This is a genomic window from Pseudomonas iridis, from assembly GCF_017980685.1.
GTDB classification, from domain to species: Bacteria; Pseudomonadota; Gammaproteobacteria; order Pseudomonadales; family Pseudomonadaceae; genus Aquipseudomonas; species Aquipseudomonas iridis.
The window spans coordinates 538394-558082 of sequence record NZ_JACXXO010000002.1 but is presented as its reverse complement, the minus strand read 5'-3'; the positions used below and the strand labels follow the sequence as shown (position 1 = coordinate 558082).

Sequence of the window (19689 nt, the reverse complement as noted above, 5' to 3'; positions counted from 1 at the left end):
GACAAAAACCTGAACGACTGATAGACTCCATTCCCACACTCTCCTGTCGTGAGCCAAAACCATGCTCCACGTGTTATTCAGCGTTTACCTGAAGATGCTGGTGCTCTACAGCCCGTTCTTCGTGTTGTCCTGCTTTATCAGTCTGACCCGTGGTTATTCGCGCAAGGAGCAACGGCGCCTGGCGTGGAAAGTGGCGATCGCCACCCTGGTTTCCAGCGTCCTGCTGTATTTGTTCGGGCGAGTGATCTTCGACGTGTTCGGCATCACCGTGGACGCGTTCAGGATCGGTGCCGGCAGCGTGCTGTTCATCTCGGCGCTGGGCATGGCGCAAGGCAAGTCGGTGGTGCAAACCGACAATGTGCAGCAGGATGTGACCATCGTGCCGTTGACCATTCCGCTGACCGTCGGCCCCGGCACTATCGGCGCCTTGTTGGTGATGGGCGTCAGCCAGCCACACTGGGACGACAAGCTCACGGCGATCGTGAGCATTGCGCTGGCCAGCTTCACCGTCGGCGTGGTGCTGTACCTGTCGAACCGCATCGAGCGGATTCTCGGCGATCAGGGTTTGCAGATTGTCAGTCGTTTGATGGGACTGTTTGTGTGCGCACTGGCGGCGCAGATCATCTTTACCGGGATCAAGGGTTATCTGGGGTAAAAAGGGTCGTGAGCTGATTCGCTCACGACCCTTCGCGTTCAGTTTGCCGTGATATTTCAGCCGATCTTTTCAACGACTGCTTTGAGCGTGGCAACCCCTTGGTCATTTTTGGTTTGTGAAATGGCGCTCAGCCATTGTTCGACCGGGAATGCGCAATGCTCGTCTGCAACTTTGACGCTGATCTGCATCGACATGCCCGGTTTGCCCTCTTCGGGTATGACATGTCGCAAGATCAGACTGTGTGCGTTGTCCGGATCGGTGAACACCAGTTGCCCATCAACCTGCGACATCAGCAGGCGCTCATTGCCAGCCATGTCCAGCACCAGCGTACCTTCGCCGGCGACTTGCCGGGCTGATGGCCGGCGACTATCAACCACAATGCAATCCAGACGCCGCCACGCGTCATCCGAGATCCGGTAGCTTGACGTCTGCGCACCGAAAGCCAGTACCAACGTGTTGATCCCGTCCGGCAGCAGCGCCACGAGATCGCTGACCTCGCCACTCACTTCAAGCGACAGCAACTCCCCTTCACGCTGTGCGTAACTGCCCGCCAGCCAGATGTCCTTCTGCGCACCACGGCTGAAAATCAAGCCGTCCACAGGATCGTACAGCAGCGGCACCGACTCATCGCGATTCCCCAGAAACACCGCCCACTGCCCGTCGGCGCGACCGCTAACATCGAACAGCCGGTCCAGTTGCGGCACGTAGTACGTGTAGCGATCCGCATGGCGTTTGACTGGCAGGAACGGTGCGTGGTTTTGCTTGTTCAATAGTGCTCGCAAGCGCTCCTGCAACTGTTCGGGACGTTGGCCGGCCACATCCGGCCATTTGTTTTCGAAACTGATAATGCGTGCAGGCTGCTGATCTATCAGTTCCAGATTGACGCCCTCGCGGGTTTGCCCGAGCAGGCCTCGGCCGTCCATCAGCACTTGGGTAAAGGACCATTGCGACCAGACCTTTTCCGCATCTGGCAAATGCTCCGGATGTAACAGGCGACTGCCATCGGCAAACGCCCGACGCAGCGCCTCGATGTTCATCAGAGGCTGGCGATAGAGTTGTCCCCAGGTATCCAGCAACCATGCGGCCTGTTTGTCTGGGGTCAGTCCAACCAGATTCAGCTCCGTGGCACCAGCGATTTTGACGAGCAAGAACGTGTCGTCGATGCACCACATCGCCAGCGAATGTGTGTCGCCGACATTGCTCAGCCCATTGATCGAGAACGGCGCCGCTTTCCACGTTTCGGCAAGCGCCGGTAAAGCGGCGAGCCAATCCGTCTGCATCTGCAACCAGTGCGTCCCGACGCCCACAAACTTCATCAAGCCTTGCTTGTCGACCTCGAACGACAGACCGTCCTCCCGGGTGGCGATGAAACGCTGGGCGAATTGGCTCACATCGATGACGTCGGTTGCGATAACTTGCGAGTCATCCGTTCCGGCCCCCCGCTGCAGCAGTCCGGCGCTTTTGCTGTAGAACAGCGGGAGATCGCCCAGACCTGCATCCCAGACCAGCATCTTCGTATCCAGATCGAGGCCACTGGCACGGTCTGGCTGGAAATACAGACCGTCGGCCAGACGAATCCAGCCGATATCTCGAACCGCTTGCTGGACCTGACTGCGTATCTGCACAAACTGAGCGGGCCGCCACATGCCCACGCTCGCCGCCATGCCGGAGGTGCTGTCGGCGTAGTCACGCGGCATTTTGAAGCGATCAACCAATGAGCGCCAGTAACTGGCCGGCCGACGCGGTGTGTAATCGCCCCAGGCAGCCGAAGTGTTGATGCACTCAAGCGTTACCGAGGACTCAGTCAGAAAATATTCAAAACCGCTCTCTACGCCGCTGTCGACCGCAAGCATCGTTTGCCGCACCCGAATGCCGCCGACAGTCTGTTCACAACCGATAATCCTTGAGCCACTGGCGGGATTCAGCAACCGGTAGCGATGGTTGACCGTGCCGGTGATCACGTCGACGCGCCAGACCGTTGCATGCTCGGGGTGATAGAACCAGGCGTGCACGGCATCGACTGCCGCCAGTATCACGCCATCGTTGATTGCCTCAGGCAGGTTGCGTGCATACAGCAACCGGGCGTTCGCCACGTCATAGTAAGCAGTGACGAACACCGGCTGGTTTGCCGCGCTCAGCGGCACCCTGAACTTGTTCAATGGCACATAAGCGGTGGCCACGCGTTGTTCTGCCACCAGCATTCGAATCCGCGCCAGCACCGCTGCCTGCGAGGTTTCTCTGCCTATCGAAATGTGCAATGAAGAAGCATTGGCCAAGCCAGTGGGATGCTCCAGCCTGATGGACACCAGGATCAGCCGCACGGCCTTCCAGTCGAGACGGAACAATTCACCGTTCGCCAGCTCGATGAAATCCACATGACCGTCGATGCGAATCCCGTCGACGTTGAGCGACGCGCCGTCAAAGCGAACGCTTTTTTCGCTGGCCCACGGTGCATGAAGTATCCACTGCGTCGCCGCATAGTTGTGTAGGGAAACCGCAACAAGGCCCGGCGTCAGCCAGAGCTGACGGGGGCCTGGTGAGTGGCTGAAGATCTCGTAGGAAATGCACTGCTTCCACTCCTTCGGCAACTGCGGGACGACCAACTGACGGACATGGTCATCCAGCTGCACTTCTATGTTTGTCGGCTTATGGACCGGTAGCAGTTTGTAGAGGATGTGTTTCAGCGATGGCGTGCTGTACAGGTAAAACCGTTGATTACCTTGTTTGTCGTACTCCAGCTTGTAAGCGGCACTGTTGCGTAATTGGGGATAGCGGGTATAGATGCCATCGTTGAAGCTGTCGGCAATCGCTTCGATGGCCGCAGCAAGAGGCGAGAGGTATGAATACCACTGCGGCCCGGGGGCCTCACTCGCTGCTCGCGGCGCAACCACCTCTCCTGGCTTTGGCACATACTCGTGTCCCGTGCCCCCCAGTTGATACTCGTATCCGTAAAAGCAGACAGGCGTACACGGCAGCACGACCGTATGGCGATCGGCGGCTCGCCCCTTGTCGAGCGTCATGACTGCGGGCAGTTCCAAAGCCTCCCGAATGTTGATGGCGCGGTGCATATGCTGTGCGGCACTGGTGTATTGCGGCAACTCCAGAGGACCGCCCACCCACGGGTAAAAACTCTGGCTGCTGAACCGGACTTGATTACCTTGCAGATCAAGTCGCGTGATGACCGCCTCGGCCGGGAACTGTAGAACCCCGTGTTCAAGCGTATAGGCTCCAGGCGTGTAAGCATTCTGGATATCGCGCAGATGGTTGCCGACAGCCGTGGCCTTGTCCCGGATCTGCCCCAGATTGCTGGCGATGGCTGTCACGCCGATGCCGATACCGAGCAAAGGTACAGACAGGAAAGCGGCTACCCCGCCAGCGACGCCACCGGCAGCCAGCGCAACGATATCCAGGCCCAGTGCCGCTACGTTGAAGGCCAGCGAGGTGGAAAACCGCGATCGCTGCTCATGGTTTTCGGCAATCGACAGGTTGTAAATATCGAACCCGATATTCGCCAGGGAGAACAGGAAACCGACGCCAGTGGCAGCACGACCGGCCAAACGTCCCGAAACCGAGGTCTGTTTCAGCGCCTGTTCGGCGGTCGACACCTGCTGCACCAGCCGGGCGATCTGCACCGCATCGCTGACCACGCCAAAACCCAGTTGTGCGTAGTTCACATACACCTGAACCTGAAGGGCAATCGCCAATGTCGGCATCTGTCCTTCACCGCTCTGGTAATCGCGCTGGCGCATTTCGGTAATCAGCGTCTGAATCGCAAAGGCGAAACTCAAGCGACTCCCGCCGTCGGCTTCACCCGCATGAGTGGCCTCACCGGCCAGGTTTTTTGCCAGACGCTGAAGGTGATGCCTGAGCTTGCTGAACCGCGCGTCGCTGGTGGAAACCTTGAGTGTGTTCTGCGGCTGGAGAACGTCAGCCATGGTCAACGAGTAACCCGCCTCCGGCGTTTTTTCGACGGTGTCCAGCAACGGCAGATATTCACGTCCCAGTTTGTACTCGGCACGCAGAAGGTCAGTGGCCTGGGCAAATTCCTGCGTCCAGTAACGAGCATCCAGCTGCGTCAGACTGGCCCCCATTCGAGCATTTTCATTCAAGGAGCGGGCGCGCCCGAGCGCCTGTTTTCCCCATACCGAAACACCTTGAACATCCGTAATCGCCGCACTTTGCAGAAAGCTGTCGAGCCGCAGATTAGAAGAAAGCACGGTGTCGGCTATCTTCGTGGTATTCAGTTCGATCACGTTGAATTGTGCTTTGGCGATGTCGTCCAGACCGTAAAGCCTGGCCATCGCGCTCTTTCCGGCGCTCAAGTAGAGCGCCATGCCCAAGGTCAGTTCTGGTGCCCCGGCGAAACCGAAAATCGCGAAGTTGGGGTCGTAAAAACGAAAAACCGGCGTGTCGCCCTGCATGACTTTGGCCACCAGCAGCGCGTGATTACCGGTATCAAGCAGCATGACGGCGGGTGCCGTTTTCGCTTGCAGCATCTGCACGACACCCTCAACCCCGAGCAGGCCGTGCGCGGTTCCGTGATCGGTGACTGGCGTCTGATGCAGCTCATCCAGCGCCAGCAGCAAGGCCCGGGAATCAGCGTCATCGGGTGTCTTGCCGGCGTTGGCCACACGCCCGATCAGTGCACGCTCGGCCGACTCGCCCTGAGCGAGTGCCGACGCAGTCAGCAGCGCCAGCGGATAGCAGCGGCGCCCCGGATCGCCTGCAGTGTTCATCAGCAAATCCTGCGGCATCTGCCGGGTGGAAATGGCACCCGCCTTGAAAAACAGATTACGCACCTGCCCGCCGCGCTTGAGGATTTGCGCGTGATATTCACGTCGCGCGGTGCGGTTGATCTGCTCAACGCGTTGACGCCACCTGTCAAGCGTCAACGGTTCGGTCAAGGCGATCACCTTGAGCTCCCGCGAAGTGTGGCTGTCAGGCAGGCCACCCAGCGCCGAGGCGGTTTCGTTGACTGCTGACTGGCGCTGGCGCACGGCGTTCTCGATGGCGTTGTAGCGGTCGAACAGACCGTCTTGCGTGGTTGCGTGCGCGATATCCGAGACTTGCTGCCAAACACCGGCGAACCCGGCGTCATCCAGGCTTGTAGCGCCGAAGATGCCGCCCAGTATCACGCGCAGCATCGGGCTCAGGTGCTCAGGGTTGAGCGAGCCGTGGGCGACGTGAGTGAACAGTTCATTAAGGTTGCTGGTGGGCTCGACGCCATGGGAAGCGGGAATCTGGTTGTCGGGTTGAGCGATGATTTGCTGCCGCGTTTCAAAATCTATGGAGAAGGCTGTATCAAAGGTGAAATCACCGCTCAACTTATCCTTCATCACGCGAATGAAGGAGCCGCCCAGTTCATCCATCAACGTTTGTAATACCGAAGTCAACAACACGGGTTTGCCTTCAATCACCGGCCAACCTTGCTTGAACGTCAGGGTGTGTTGCTTCAACAGGTCAGCCAGTTGGCCGGCGTAACGCGACTTTAGTTTGCCGGTTTGCCATTTTTCCACTTCTTTTATTAACCAGTCCTCCTCGGTACCGTTTACCGTCCAGCCGCTAACGAGCTCCTCTTCGGTAAATACGTTGTAGCCCTGCGTCAACTTGAGTTTGTCGCGCACGGCCAGCCATTGAGCAAGTTGAAGATGGGTGGCCGCATACTTACCGAGCCCTGCACTGGCAGCACTCGGACCGCTCAATACAATCGTGCCGCGTGATTCGGGACGAATCCCGTCTGAGTAATACTGAAGAATCGCCAGTTCCAGCCGGGGCAGATACAACTCATCCGCGTGCGACAGTGCGATGACGCGTGCGGCTTTTTCTTCCATTACATCGGCGATGACTTTATTCAGCCGTGCTTTCTCCCCCCATCCCGCGCCTGCTGCACCCATCCGCCGTTCGACTTCGGTGAGACAGTCGTAGTTGACCCGTATGACCTCCATGATGGAGCGGGTCATACCACTACCAGGATGGGCCAACATATGCGCATTCATTTCCCCCCTCGAAGGGTCGCTGTGTGCAGTCCCCAAGCGAATGGCTTGCCGAGGAACCCCCTTGTCCCGTGGCGCAACAAAAATATCCAGAGCACGCGGTTTGCTGCGCGCAAATGCAGTTAACGCCTCTACATGCCGGGCAGGAATCTCTCCGCTGATGCCTTCGTAACGAAGCGCATCGCGACCCGGCATCAGCGCTTCATTGTGATCCAGTAAAAGTTTAAGAACCGCAAATCGCTGTTCTCCATTGAAACCACTGATATCCACGCCACCCAACTTGTCGGCCAGCGGTGGCAAGTAATCCATGTCACTGTAACGGCCACCCTCCAGGTGCACGGCCTGCAAACGCACCACATCACTGGCCGCCGCGAAGTTGCCGCGCATGGCCACTTCGCGCTGATAGACGTCCTGTAAAAAGTGTCCGGCGAACGCCTGACGCACGTCGCGCAAATCCAGATCCGGTCCCGCCATGGCCTGATGCGAAGCCAGACACTTCTGGCGAAAGGCCTCAAGCGTCGCGCGATCCTTGCCATACGCCCGCACCATCAGGTCAATACGGGCCTCATCCGCCCTGCCGCGCCATTGCGGTTGTTCGATGTACGCGAACATCTGGTGCTTCAACACGCGCGCGCGATCCTCGATCATTCGGGCCAGTTCGCTAGGTTGCCCGGCCAGAGCGCCTCCCGACTCCATCGCATCAACACGTGCGCTGTCGAGAATCACCCGATTCATTTCAAAAGCAAGCAAGGCGTCGCTGTCGTACCAGAGATTCAACCGGTACTGCTCAGGCTTGAGCACTTCGCGCCAGATATTCATGTAGTCACGCTGGATCGCACCCACTTCACTGCCGCCCACCCATACGAAATGCATGATGTTCGGTACCGGTGTTGCCGCTCCGGAAAGGATCTCCACCGTCGCCGAAAGTCGCGCAATATATTCTTTCAACCCGCCTTGAATCCGATTGATCGCCACAGGGGCGGACGGTTTACTGCGGCTTAATAGTGATCCCAGTTTTTCCTGAAACAACTTCACCGCCAGCAGCTTTTCGGCAGCATCAACGGTTTTAATGGCAACTTCATGATGCGCATTCAGCATCGCGTATTCCGCTGAATCGGCAAACTCGATCAATGCGAGTTGCAGTACTGAAAAATCCTCCACCGAAATAAATCCGTTCGTGCTTGCATAACTTTCCCTAGCGCCCATCTGCATTCATCCTTGAGTCAATAGTTAGAACATCAAATAAAACTATTGTTTAAACAGGGCGCACTCAAACCAGAAAGAAACTCAACCAGTGTCACGCGAAACATCGAACAACATTCAAAGTGCACAACTGCATGATTTAGCAACAAGTCCAGCGCTTGTTTTCTGCCTGAAAACACACAAGGCCGCGAACCCGAAAGGGTCGCAGCCTTGTTTTTGCTATCACACTTTAAATGCGAAGGATTAACTCAATGTCACGCCAACTTGAAGTTACTTACAACTTCCTTGGCCGATCAATGAGTGAATTGTCAGGCAATCGGCTTTTCACCATACCAACGAGGCGTATACACCCATTTCCCTCCGCTGGCGCGGGCAAAAGTGCAAGTAGTGGAGGAGCCGATCAACACCATGGTGCGCATGTCCACCTGGTCCGGCGTCAAGGCGCCGAGAGTCGTGGTGCGCAGGGTCTGCCCCGGCCGGCCGATGTCACGCCCCAGCACCACCGGGGTTTGCGGTGTGCGATGTTGCGCGACGATTTCCAGGGCCCGCCCCAGTTGCCACGGACGGGCGCGTGAGATCGGGTTGTAGAACGCGAGCGCCAGATCCGCTTGCGCGGCCAGGTCGAGACGCTTCTCGATGATCGACCACGGTTTGAGGTTGTCCGACAGCGACATCACACAGAAATCATGGCCCAGCGGCGCGCCTGCCTGGGCAGCGGTGGCGAGGGACGCTGAGACGCCCGGGAGAATTTCCAGATCGACACGGTGCCACGCCGGATCATCCGACTCGTGCAACGCTTCGAGCACCGCCGCCGCCATGGCGAATACGCCCGGATCGCCGGACGACACCACGATCACCGAACGGCCCTCGGCCGCCAGTCTGAAGGCGTGGCGGGCGCGCTGCATTTCTTCGCGGTTGTCGGTGCAATGCTGCACTTGATCGTCGCGGAACGGGCCGGCCATGCGCACGTAGGTTTCATAGCCGAGCACGTCGGTGGCGCGAGCCAGTTCCGCTTTTACCGCGGGCACCATCAGTTCGGCAGCGCCGGGGCCAAGGCCGATCACCGCGAGACGACCGCGCGGGCGACCGATGTGTGCGACGTCCAGTGGCTGCTCGGCGACAGCAATGGCCAGGCCGTTTTGCTCAATGATTCTGGCTTCTGGCACCGCCACGCGCGCCAGTGCGCCGATGTCGCTTTGCGCCGTGACAAACCGCAACGGCACATTCAGCTCAAGTGCGGCTTCGCGCAGGTCCGCCGAAGCCATCGCGGTATCAGCCGCCACCAGGCAAGCCAGCGCCTGAACCGCGACGTTCGCCTGCTGCAACGCCGCACGAATCACACTCGGCAAATCCGCCACGTCAGCGCTCACCGCCACCGCCACACTGCGCGGATAGATCAGCAACTCATTGGCACTCGCCGCACGCTCGGCACTGCCGACGTGAATCGAGCGCTGTGCCTGTGGATCTTCCAGCAGTTGCGCCTGATCCAGCCACGGCGCCGCACCTTCGATGCGCACGCTATGCCCGGCCAGCAGATCGGAGACGAAGCGTTTACCCAGCTCCAGATCCGCCAGCGCGTAACCGCTCGGAGGGTTGAGCAGGCAGGTGCCAAAGCGCAGTTCGCCGCTGGTGGTGATCGCCGGCGCGACTTGCAGCCCCGCAGCGATCTCCCGCGCCATGACATTGACCCCGCCAAGGCCACCGAGCAGCGGCACCACGGCGCTGCCGTCTTCGGCGACGGCCAGTACCGCAGGCTCGGCGCCTTTCTCCAGCAACAGCGGCGCCAGTGTGCGGATGACAATGCCGGCTGCGCACAGGGCAATGATCGGCGTGGCCTGCTGGTACAACTCGCGCAGGGTCGCGCCGAATTCCTGATACGTGCAGTCGGCGCCTTCGACACGGCCGGCGAGACCGTGGATCTGCGCCGCCGGATACACCTGCTGGATGCGCCGGGCAGTGGCCAGGCTACCCTGACCAAGAATGACAATCGCGGGAGTGGATGAAGTCATCAGCCTTGCCACCGTTCGCCGGGCACGATGATCAGCGAGAAGTACGGCGACGACATCGGCTCGACCTGGTCGATCGGCACGATCTTCTGATTGGCCATGGTCGCACGCTCGACGTACAGCGCCCGCTCGGCCAGGCCGAGCTCTTCCAGCACCTGCCGCACTTTGTGGAAATTGCGTCCCAGCTTCATGATCACTGCGGCGTCGGCATCGGCCAGACGTCGCTTCAATTCTTCATGAGGCAAGACGCCGGAGAGCACCGACAGACTCTGATTGCGATACACCAACGGCGCGCCCAGCACCGATGCGCCGCCAAGCATCGAGCAAACGCCCGGCACCACTTGCGCCTCATAGCGGGTGGCCAGTCGATCATGCAAATACATGTAGGAGCCGTAGAAGAACGGATCGCCTTCACAGATCACCGCCACGTCACGGCCGGCGTCCAGATGCGCCGCAATCGTCTCGGCGGCTTCATCGTAGAAATCACTGATCACCTGTTCATACGACAGCGGCGCCGGCAGCGCTTCGGTGGTCACCGGGTACACCAGCGGCAGCAGATTCTGCGCGTCCTGCAAGTGCGCTTCGATGATGCCGAACGCGTTGCCCTTCTTGCCCTTGGCGACGAAGTACGCCACCACCGGCGATTCGCGCAGCAGGCGCAAGGCCTTGACGGTGATCAGTTCCGGATCACCGGGGCCGACGCCCAGGCCAATCAAACGTCCTTTGGCCTGCATCATTCGATCTCCGTCGCGAGGGCGTTGACCGCCGCAGCCGCCATGGCGCTACCGCCGAGTCGACCTTGCATGATCACAAACGGCACGCCACGGCTGTCGGCGGCCAGCGCCGCTTTCGATTCTGCTGCACCGACGAAGCCCACCGGGAAGCCGAGAATCAGCGCCGGCTTCGGTGCGCCGGCATCGAGCATTTCCAGCAGATAAAACAGCGCGGTCGGCGCGTTGCCGATCACCACGACGCTGCCCTCCAGGTGCGGGCGCCACAGTTCCAGCGCGGCGGCGGAGCGGGTGTTGCCAAGCTCGAGTGCCAACCCCGGCACGCTGTCGTCGCGCAGGGTGCAGATCACTTCGTTGTTGGCCGGCAGGCGCGCGCGGGTCACCCCTTCGGAGACCATTCGCGCATCGCAGAGGATCGGCGCACCGGCGGCCAGCGCAGCACGCCCGGCCTTGCCCGCACCCTCAGAGAATTGCAGACCGTCGATGGCCTCGACCATGCCGCAGGCGTGAATGACTCGCACCGCGAGTTTTTCCAGATCGGCGGGGATGCGCGCCAGATTGGCCTCGCTGCGAATGATCGCGAAGGAGTTGCGATAGATCTCCTGACCATCGCGGATGTAATCAAGCATCAAGGGGGGCTCCGGGAGCGGGCGTCGGGCAAGCATCGATAAGGAGTGCCGCGGCCGCTTCAATAGTAAGGTTGCGTGCGTGCAGCGTGCCGAAACCCGGCTGTGCTGCATCGCGAAAATAGAGGTCGTATTGACCGGCACTGACGGCCAGCAAGGTCGCCGGGGCACAGTGCGCGGCGGCGCACGAACGCGTGCAACCGGACAGGTGCACGCTTTGCGCTTGCGGCAGCAGCGTCGCCAGCAAACGGGCATCGCTTTTGGTGTCGGCCAGGCCTTTGCCACAGCCGTTGGCGCCGGTGCAGGCGATCATTCTCGACAGTGGCTCAGCGGCATCGGTCAGCAGGTGCAGTTGTTTGAGGCCTTCGATCACCTGGTTTACGTCGGTCTGCGTCACGTTCGGCAGCAGCAGGCTTTGCCACGGCGTGAAACGCAGGCTGCCGTCGCCGAAACGACGAGCCAGTTGAGCTGCACCGCGCAGCATGGTCGGGTCGAGGCGACCGAGTGGCGGCACGCCTGCGACGTAGACAAGGTTGTTGGTGTTTTGCGGATGAGGGCCGATGTGCAGATCGTCCGCAACCGGCAGACGCTGCCAACCGCTGATCGCTTTGATCGGCAGGCGTGTTCGGAGCTGCTCAAGAAACGCCAGCATCGGCAGTTCATCGAGCAAATGGCGCATGCGCGTTTGCTCGGGCCGCGCCAGTTCGAGGAACAGCTCCAGCACCGCGACCACCAGCGCATGGCCATTTTCCAGCGTCACCGCCCCGACCGCTCGATCAGTCGGGCACCCGGCCAGACCGAACGCCAGCAACGTCTCGCCATCGCGCTCGAACGCCGACAACCACAGGTCGTGGGGATGTTCGAGCATCGCCAGCGCTTCACCGCCATCGAGTTGCACGGCGAACTTGGCGCTCAACTCGTGAAAACGTGGATGGCTTTGCAGCGTGTCGAGGATCTTCCCGGCGAGTGCGCGGGTGTCGAAGCGCATCTGGCGGTCGATCCCGGCGGTTGGGCTGAGCATCAGATTGCGCACATCATCGCCTGCGGCGGTGCGCGGCCCGAGTCCGGCAGCCAGCAAACTGTCGATCAGGGCAGCGGATTGCTGGCCGATGCCACGGATTTGCAGGTTGGCGCGATTGGTCGCCTCAATCGCCCCGCCAGCGAACTGTTCGGCGGCATTGGCCACCGCGTCAGCCTGATCGGCGCTGATTGAACCGCCATTGAGCTTGATCCGGCAGATGCCCCCGTCCAGTGCCTGGACGATACGCAGCAACCCCGGGCAAGCCGAGGGGCGTATGGCGGTGGACATCGGGCGTTCGTTCAAGGGGCTGACCGGCTGCGTGGGAAAGGCGCTTCGCGGGCGAAGGCGCGGTATTATGCCTGCTTTGTCCGGCGGCATGAAAAGACTGCCCGTCGGAACGGCATGTTTAGAGGAATATAGATGTCACCCTGGCTGACGGTTGTGGGAATCAGTGAAGACGGCTTCAAGGGCCTGGGCAAAAACGCCCGGCGTGCCCTGATGGGCGCCTCGCGGATCGTCGGCGGTCAGCGCCAACTGGACTTGTTGCCGCTGTGCATTGGCGGCGAGCGGCAGTTGTGGCCGAGCCCGTTTTCGCTGGCGCCAGTGCTTGAGCAGCGCGGTGCAGCGGTGTGCGTACTGGCCAGCGGTGACCCGATGTTCTACGGCGTCGGCGCCAGCCTTGCGCGGCAACTGCCGAGCGACGAGATGCTGATCCTGCCCGCGCCATCCTCCTGCTCGCTGGCCGCCGCCCGCCTCGGCTGGCCGTTACAAGACGTCGTGACACTGTCGCTGGTCGCCCGTCCGCTGGCCGCGCTCAATGCGCAGTTGTTCAGCGGCGTGCGTCTGTTGCTGCTGAGCAATGACGGCGCCAGTCCCGCGGCAGTCGCGCAATTGCTGCGTGAACGCGGCTTTGGTTCGAGCCGCATAAGCGTGCTGGAACATCTGGGCGGCGACGCCGAGCGGCGCATCGACGCCAGCGCCAATGACTGGTGCGACCCGCCGATTGCCGATCTGAACGTGATCGCCATCGAATGCCGCGCCAACGCCGACACCCCGCGGCTGTCGCGTCTCGCCGGCCTGCCCGACTCGGCATTCCGGCATGACGGCCAACTGACCAAACGCGACGTGCGCGCGATCACCCTCGCCCGCCTCGCGCCGACTCCCGGCGAACTGCTGTGGGATGTCGGCGCGGGCAGTGGTTCGATTGGCATCGAGTGGATGCGCGCTCACCCAAGCTGCCGCACGCTGGCCATCGAAGCCGATGACGGCCGGCAGCAATTGATCGAACACAACCGCGATGCGCTGGGTGTGCCGGGGCTGCAATTGATTCGTGGCAAAGCACCGCAGGCATTGGCAGGACTGGAGCGACCGGACGCCATTTTCATCGGCGGTGGCGTGACCCGCGAAGGCGTGTTCGAGGCCTGCTGGGAGCAACTCAAGCCCGGCGGCCGACTGGTCGCCAACGCGGTGACCCTGCAAAGCGAAGTCACCCTGATGCAATGGCGCGAACGTTACGGCGGCGAGCTGACGCGCATTCATGTCGCTCAAGCGCAGCCGCTCGGCGAGTTCGACACCTGGCGCCAGGCGCTGCCGATCACCTTGCTCGATCTGGTCAAACCTTTCGATGCGTGACGAAACCGCCGAACAACCCGCGCCCCTGCGCAGCGGCCTGACCACCGGAAGCTGCGCCACCGCCACCAGCCTCGCCGCCGCCCGCCTGCTGCTTGGCGGAGCCTGCGCCGATGCCGTGCAAATCATCTTGCCCAAGGGCAAACAGGTGCAGATGCGGCTGGAGTTCTGCCGATTGACCGACGACGGCGCCGAAGCCGGGACGATCAAGGACGCCGGCGACGACCCGGACGTGACCCACGGCGCCTTGCTCTATTCGCGGGTGCGGCTATTGGCCGAACCGGGGATTCGCTTCAATGCCGGTGCGGGCGTTGGCACCGTGACCCGTCCGGGACTTGTGCTGGCCGTGGGTGAACCGGCGATCAATCCGGTGCCGCGCAAGATGATCAGCGACCACTTGAGCCTGCTCGCGGCCGAGACCGGTTATGCCGGCGGCTTCGAGGTCACCGTCAACGTCGAGGGCGGCGAAGCCCTCGCGCTGAAGACCATGAACCCGCGCCTGGGCATTCTCGGCGGCTTGTCGATCCTCGGCACCAGCGGCATCGTCCGGCCATTTTCCTGCGCGGCGTACATCGCCTCGATTCATCAAGGCATCGACGTCGCCAAGACCAACGGCTATCTGCACATCGCCGCCTGCACCGGCAACGCCAGCGAAGACACCATGCGCCGGGTGTACAACCTGCCGGAAATCGCCCTGATCGAAATGGGCGACTTCGTCGGCGCAGTGCTCAAGCATTTGCGCAAAGTGCCTGTGGATAAACTCAGCCTGTGCGGCGGTTTCGGCAAGATCAGCAAACTGGCGGCCGGGCACATGGATCTGCACTCGCGCCATTCCAGCATTGACCTGCCGCAACTGGCCGACTGGGCGGCGGCAATCGGCGCCAATGAGACTTTGCAGCAGAATATTCGTGAGGCGAATACCAGCCAGCAGGCGTTGGCGTTGGCCAGTGCGGTGGGCATCGCACTGGGAGATGAAGTGTGTCGTCACGCGTTGGAGTTTGCTCGCAGCGTGGTGCCGGCGCAGGTGCAGGTCGAGGTGTTTGCGATAGATCGTCAGGGTGGCGTCGTTGGCCATGCCGGAGGTTTTGCATGAAGCGGACTCTGTTGTTGGGCGGCGTGACTGAGGCGCTGGCGATTGCCCGTACCCTCGACCCGCAACATATTTACAGCCTGGCCGGGGTTGGTCGTGTGCCCACCGATCTGCGCTGTCAGGTGCGCGTCGGTGGCTACGGTGGCGCTGAAGGTCTGGCGCAGTTCATTCGGGATGAAGGCGTTGATCTGCTGCTCGACGCTACCCATCCCTATGCCGCACAAATCAGCCAGAACGCCGTCACCGCTGCGCAACAGACCGGCATCCCCTGCTGGGCCCTGCGCCGTCCGGCGTGGCAGCCGCAGCCCGGTGATGACTGGCGTGAAGTCAGCGACTGGGCCGAACTGATCGACGCCCTCAAACCGTTTCGCCGCCCCCTGTTCACCTTGGGCCGCGAACCGTTGCAACACCTCGACGAAATCCCCGCCGAACAATTCTGGACCCTGCGCGCCCTCGACGTTTACCCCGGTAACGAACGCTGCGAAGTCATCGGCGCACGTGGGCCGTTTGTGCTTGAGGATGAACGGGCGCTGTTCGAGCGGTGCCAGATTGATGTGCTGATCAGCAAAAACAGCGGCAGCACGGCGACCGAACCGAAGCTGGAAGTGGCGCGGGAGCGTGGGGTGCCGGTGATTGTGTTGAAGCGGCCTGGGTTGCCGGGGGTTGATCGGGAGTTTGCCTCGGTCGACGAAGTCATCACCGCCCTCGCGACCTTTAACCAGATCTAATTGTCCGCAAACCTCAAGTACGCCTTCGCGGGCAAGCCCGCTCCCACAGGATCCAACATCGTTCACAAAATCGAGGACACCATCGATCACTGTGGGAGCGGGCTTGCCCGCGAAGGCGTCTGATTGGCCACCCCATGATCTAAGCCCTGTGACATAGCCCGAGCTCAGGGCATGTCACAAGTGGCACCGCGATGCTGGTTTCGACCGGGAAAGTCTTTATAAAGCCCTGAGCAGCACTGGCAATTGCGAATTCGCAACTATCATAAAAGTCATGGAAGCCTTGGGTTTGCTATTACACGCCGTCGCTCAGTGAGCGCTCTGCGACACCAAACCGCACGACGCTTTTTTACTTATCGGCCCTGATCAGGCTAAATACCACGCCTGATCGCCCACCCTATGGATCTGTCCCATGAACCGACAACGGCTCGCGCTTGCCTGGATTGCCTGCTTTGCAGTGCTGTTCAACATGCTCGCCATGCCGATGACGGGAGCGATGGCACAGGCGGCCAATTCACCGGCCGAGCAATTGTTGTGGAGCAGTTTCTGCACTGGCAGCGGGACGAAAATGGTGGCGATCAACATCGGCACCATCGATCAGCAAGCCCCGCCGAATGACACCCATTCCAACATGCAGCATTGCTGGTGTTGCTCGGGCTCAGCGCCGCTGGTTGCGCTGCCGGGGCATGCACCGCAGCTGTATTTCGCGCGTTTCGAAAGCAATCGCAGTGTGGCGCCCGCCTCATTGCAAACCCCCACGCCGCGCCAGCAATGGCCGAGCCTGAACCCCCGCGCCTCCCCTCTGGTTTGATTTGTTCGCGCAATCAATCTGCGTTTCAAATCGTTCTGGAGAACTGCCATGTTGAACAAATTCATCGTCATCGCTGCGCTGTTGCTGCCTGCGTGCTTCGCCCATGCCCACGAATACAAGGCCGGCGAGCTTGAAATTGCCCACCCGTGGTCACAGGAATTACCGCCCAATGCCCCCACGGTTGCCGCGTATTTCGTGATTCACAATAACGGCAAGACCGCCGACCGCTTGCTCAGTGTCGACTCGCCCATCGCCCCCGAAGCACAACTGCATGAGCATGTGATGCAGGGCGACCTGATGAAGATGCAGCAGGTGCCAAGCGTAGATATTCCTGCGGGCGGCAACGTGACCTTCGCGCCAATGGCCTATCACGTCATGCTGCTCAACCCGACGGACCGCAGCCTGCTCAGCGACGGCAAACGCTTCCCGTTGACGATGCATTTCGAGAAGGCCGGAGACGTCACCGTCGAAGTCGCCGTGCAGAAGAAACCACCCGAAACCACAAAGGCCCACGCGCACGCTCAGTAATCAGCCCGGCTGATCCTGCCCATGCGCCCGCCTCGCGCCAGGTCCATCGACAACCGCCGTCAGCACGGCAGTTGGATCGCCCTGTTCGCCATGTTGATGATCTTCATCGGCCCACTGATTTCTCAGTCGATGCCGATGAATCAGCACGCCTCGACATCCACGCCAATGAGCATGGACATGTCGATGGACATGCCCGGCATGGATCACGCCGGGCATGGCGCAAAACCCTCCGCCGAACATTGCCCGCCACAGTCCTCGCAGCATGTGCTGTGGGAAAAATGCGGCTATTGCAGCCTGCTGTTCAATTGCCTGGCACTGACCGGCGGCGGCGATTTCGTCGCCTTCAATATCCTGCCGCTGAACACCTTCACTTCACCCTCGCCACGCCTGGGTCATGCCCGGCCAACCTTCTTTCCCGGCGCTCGCCCCCGCGCCCCGCCCGTCACAGCGTAAACACGCACCTTTGATTGCACACGGTTGAAAAGACAGCCTCAGGCTGCCGGCCGTGTCGTTTACGACTGTTTGATGGAAATTGTCATGTCCAGGTTTTCTGCTGCTCCCCGCTCGGGCTCTGCCCAGGCGTCCTTCGCTTTGAACGAATCGCGCATTCGTTTCAGGCACGCTATCGCCGTCCTTTGCGGCATCCTGCTGTCCCCGCTGGTGCTGGCCGATGATCACGCCGATCACCGTGAAGAACTGAGCCCGACGGTGATTACCGCCATCGCCCCGAGCTCGCCATTGACCATCGTCACCAACCCCAAAGACCCGCGCCAGCCAGTGCCGGCCAGCGATGGCGGCGATTACCTGAAGACCATTCCGGGCTTTGCACTGGTGCGCAACGGCGGCACCAACGGTGATCCGGTACTGCGTGGGATGTTCGGGTCGCGCCTGAATATTCTTACCAACGGCAGCATGATGCTCGGCGCCTGCCCAGGCCGGATGGACGCGCCGACCTCCTACATCTCGCCGGAAACCTACGACAAACTCACGGTGATCAAAGGCCCGCAAACCGTGCTCTACGGCCCGGGCGCCTCGGCCGGGACCGTGCTGTTCGACCGAGAACCGGAAAGCTTCGGCGAACTCGGCACGCGGGTGAACGCCAGCATTCTGGCCGGCTCCCACGGGCGCTTCGACAAAGTCGTCGACGCCGCTGCCGGCGGGCCGCTGGGCTACGTTCGGGTGATCGGCAACACCGCGCACTCCGACGACTACCGTGACGGCAACAACGACATCGTCGCCTCGCGCTACGACAAGTGGAACGGCGATGTCGCCGTGGGCTGGACGCCGGACGCCGACACCCTGATCGAACTCACCGCCGGCAAGGGTGATGGTGAAGCCCGCTACGCCGGACGCGGCATGGACGGTTCACAGTTCCTGCGTGAAAGCCTCGGCCTGCGTGTCGAAAAATCCAACATCACCGACGTGCTGGAAAAGCTGGAAGCGCAGGTCTATTACAACTACGCCGACCATGTGATGGACAACTACAGCCTGCGCACCCCGTCCGGCACCGGCATGATGGCGGGGCCAATGGCATCCAATGTCGACCGCCGCACCCTTGGCGCACGGGTCAAGGCAACGTGGCGCTGGGCTGATATTCAGCTGATCACCGGCCTCGACGCGCAGACCAACGAACACCGCCAGCGCAGCGGCATGGGCATCGATACCTACAAGGATCAGCCCTACACCAAGGACGCCGACTTCCATAACTACGGCGTGTTCAGCGAAATGACCTGGTACGCCGCCGACCGTGATCGGCTGATCACCGGCGCCCGCGTTGACCGTGCATCGGCCAAGGATTACCGCCAGACCAGCGGTTCGGGAATGATGGCCCGGCCCAATCCGACCGCCGATGACACCCGCGCCGACACCTTGCCGAGCGGCTTCGTGCGCTACGAGCATGATTTGGCCGACAGCCCGACCACGCTCTACGCCGGTATTGGCCACGCGCAGCGCTTCCCGGATTACTGGGAGCTGTTTTCACCGAAATCCGGACCCGCCGGCTCGGTCAATGCGTTCGACTCGATCAAACCGGAAAAGACCACCCAGCTGGATTTCGGCGTGAACTACAAGAGTGCCGATCTTGAGGCCTGGGCCTCTGGGTACATCGGCGTGGTGCGCGACTACATCCTCTTCGACTACACCCCGGGAATGATGGGCATGAGTACTTCCCGCGCCGAGAACATCGACGCGCGGATCATGGGCGGTGAACTCGGCGCCGCGTACAACCTCACCGACCACTGGAAGGCCGATGCGACCCTGGCTTACGCCTGGGGCAAGAACAGCAGCGACGGTTCGGCCCTGCCACAAATGCCGCCGCTGGACGCACGTTTGGGCCTGACCTATAGCGAAAACAACTGGAGCGCCGGCGCACTGTGGAGGGTGGTTGCTGCGCAAAACCGTATCGATCAGAACAAGGGCAACGTGGTCGGCAAGGCTTACGCCGAACACCTGAACCTGGCGGGCAACGCCGGTTTCGGCTACCCGGCCAACGACCCGCAAGCCATCAATGAGCCGGGGCGCACGCTCTGGACCAAGGTGGACATGAGTTTCTAACACCCACCCATGTGGGAGCGAGCCTGCTCGCGAAGGCGTCGTGCCAGACGACATCAATGTTGGATGTGCCGTCCCCTTCGCGAGCAGGCTCGCTCCCACGGGGAATGCGGTGTAGCAA

The 19689-nt window shown here is 61.2% G+C and carries 13 protein-coding genes and 1 pseudogene; 9 read left to right on the top strand and 5 right to left on the bottom strand.

The features are described from left to right. Positions 1 to 61: 61 nt before the first annotated feature. Complete coding sequence (locus IEQ42_RS07335; protein ID WP_042557462.1) at positions 62 to 655, top strand: MarC family protein; 594 nt, start codon at positions 62 to 64, stop codon at positions 653 to 655. 56 nt (positions 656 to 711) lie between these two features. Here the strand turns inward: IEQ42_RS07335 and IEQ42_RS07330 are convergent, their stop codons facing one another. From IEQ42_RS07330 to cobG, 5 genes are all read right to left on the bottom strand, one after another. After that, the gene (locus tag IEQ42_RS07330) at positions 712 to 7809 is read right to left on the bottom strand and encodes a TcdA/TcdB pore-forming domain-containing protein (RefSeq protein ID WP_210703053.1); all 7098 of its coding nucleotides are present in this window, start codon (positions 7807 to 7809) and stop codon (positions 712 to 714) included. Between the two features lie 350 nt (positions 7810 to 8159). Then, positions 8160 to 9860 carry a precorrin-3B C(17)-methyltransferase gene (cobJ, locus tag IEQ42_RS07325; RefSeq protein WP_210703052.1) on the bottom strand — a complete coding sequence of 567 codons (1701 nt, stop codon included), beginning with the start codon at positions 9858 to 9860 and terminating at the stop codon, positions 8160 to 8162. Beyond that, the gene (locus tag IEQ42_RS07320; RefSeq protein ID WP_390896383.1) at positions 9860 to 10594 is read right to left on the bottom strand and encodes a precorrin-2 C(20)-methyltransferase; all 735 of its coding nucleotides are present in this window, start codon (positions 10592 to 10594) and stop codon (positions 9860 to 9862) included. Before IEQ42_RS07320 ends, cobJ begins: the two co-directional genes overlap by 1 nt. Continuing rightward, positions 10591 to 11217 (bottom strand): precorrin-8X methylmutase, encoded by a 627-nt coding sequence (locus tag IEQ42_RS07315; protein WP_210703051.1) that lies wholly within the window; start codon positions 11215 to 11217, stop codon positions 10591 to 10593. The genes IEQ42_RS07320 and IEQ42_RS07315 overlap by 4 nt, the downstream gene beginning before the upstream one ends. Then, positions 11210 to 12523 (bottom strand): precorrin-3B synthase, encoded by a 1314-nt coding sequence (gene cobG, locus IEQ42_RS07310; protein WP_332461526.1) that lies wholly within the window; start codon positions 12521 to 12523, stop codon positions 11210 to 11212. Before cobG ends, IEQ42_RS07315 begins: the two co-directional genes overlap by 8 nt. 132 nt (positions 12524 to 12655) lie before the next feature. Between cobG and cbiE the strand changes: the two genes are divergently transcribed. From cbiE to IEQ42_RS07275, 8 genes and pseudogenes are all read left to right on the top strand, one after another. Beyond that, positions 12656 to 13867, top strand: a complete 1212-nt coding sequence (gene cbiE, locus IEQ42_RS07305) for a precorrin-6y C5,15-methyltransferase (decarboxylating) subunit CbiE (protein WP_210703049.1) — start codon at positions 12656 to 12658, stop codon at positions 13865 to 13867. Beyond that, positions 13860 to 14957, top strand: a complete 1098-nt coding sequence (locus IEQ42_RS07300; protein WP_210703048.1) for a cobalt-precorrin-5B (C(1))-methyltransferase — start codon at positions 13860 to 13862, stop codon at positions 14955 to 14957. Before cbiE ends, IEQ42_RS07300 begins: the two co-directional genes overlap by 8 nt. After that, the gene (locus tag IEQ42_RS07295) at positions 14954 to 15682 is read left to right on the top strand and encodes a cobalt-precorrin-6A reductase (protein ID WP_210703047.1); all 729 of its coding nucleotides are present in this window, start codon (positions 14954 to 14956) and stop codon (positions 15680 to 15682) included. Before IEQ42_RS07300 ends, IEQ42_RS07295 begins: the two co-directional genes overlap by 4 nt. Before the next feature lie 150 nt (positions 15683 to 15832). After that, positions 15833 to 15995: pseudogene (locus tag IEQ42_RS27270) on the top strand (addiction module antidote protein); the annotation flags it as partial. 96 nt (positions 15996 to 16091) lie between these two features. Continuing rightward, entirely contained in the window at positions 16092 to 16490 is a 399-nt protein-coding gene (locus IEQ42_RS07290) for a DUF2946 domain-containing protein (RefSeq protein ID WP_210703046.1), read from the top strand. Positions 16491 to 16538: 48 nt separating this feature from the next. Beyond that, on the top strand, positions 16539 to 17018 hold the full coding sequence (locus IEQ42_RS07285; protein ID WP_150594088.1) for a copper chaperone PCu(A)C: 480 nt from the start codon (positions 16539 to 16541) through the stop codon (positions 17016 to 17018). Positions 17019 to 17039: 21 nt separating this feature from the next. Continuing rightward, positions 17040 to 17471, top strand: a complete 432-nt coding sequence (locus IEQ42_RS07280; protein WP_210703045.1) for a DUF2946 domain-containing protein — start codon at positions 17040 to 17042, stop codon at positions 17469 to 17471. Between the two features lie 84 nt (positions 17472 to 17555). Continuing rightward, positions 17556 to 19571 (top strand): TonB-dependent copper receptor, encoded by a 2016-nt coding sequence (locus tag IEQ42_RS07275; protein WP_210703044.1) that lies wholly within the window; start codon positions 17556 to 17558, stop codon positions 19569 to 19571. The last annotated feature ends 118 nt before the right edge of the window (positions 19572 to 19689 follow it).

What these genes read in the sequence shown, in the direction of transcription:
- IEQ42_RS07335 (WP_042557462.1), top strand. Translation starts at nt 62, where the DNA reads ATGCTCCACGTGTTATTCAGCGTTTACCTGAAGATGCTGGTGCTCTAC.
- cobJ (WP_210703052.1), bottom strand. Translation starts at nt 9,860, where the DNA reads ATGACTTCATCCACTCCCGCGATTGTCATTCTTGGTCAGGGTAGCCTG.
- IEQ42_RS07320 (WP_390896383.1), bottom strand. Translation starts at nt 10,594, where the DNA reads ATGATGCAGGCCAAAGGACGTTTGATTGGCCTGGGCGTCGGCCCCGGT.
- IEQ42_RS07315 (WP_210703051.1), bottom strand. Translation starts at nt 11,217, where the DNA reads ATGCTTGATTACATCCGCGATGGTCAGGAGATCTATCGCAACTCCTTC.
- cobG (WP_332461526.1), bottom strand. Translation starts at nt 12,523, where the DNA reads ATGTCCACCGCCATACGCCCCTCGGCTTGCCCGGGGTTGCTGCGTATC.
- cbiE (WP_210703049.1), top strand. Translation starts at nt 12,656, where the DNA reads ATGTCACCCTGGCTGACGGTTGTGGGAATCAGTGAAGACGGCTTCAAG.
- IEQ42_RS07300 (WP_210703048.1), top strand. Translation starts at nt 13,860, where the DNA reads ATGCGTGACGAAACCGCCGAACAACCCGCGCCCCTGCGCAGCGGCCTG.
- IEQ42_RS07295 (WP_210703047.1), top strand. Translation starts at nt 14,954, where the DNA reads ATGAAGCGGACTCTGTTGTTGGGCGGCGTGACTGAGGCGCTGGCGATT.
- IEQ42_RS07290 (WP_210703046.1), top strand. Translation starts at nt 16,092, where the DNA reads ATGAACCGACAACGGCTCGCGCTTGCCTGGATTGCCTGCTTTGCAGTG.
- IEQ42_RS07285 (WP_150594088.1), top strand. Translation starts at nt 16,539, where the DNA reads ATGTTGAACAAATTCATCGTCATCGCTGCGCTGTTGCTGCCTGCGTGC.
- IEQ42_RS07280 (WP_210703045.1), top strand. Translation starts at nt 17,040, where the DNA reads ATGCGCCCGCCTCGCGCCAGGTCCATCGACAACCGCCGTCAGCACGGC.
- IEQ42_RS07275 (WP_210703044.1), top strand. Translation starts at nt 17,556, where the DNA reads ATGTCCAGGTTTTCTGCTGCTCCCCGCTCGGGCTCTGCCCAGGCGTCC.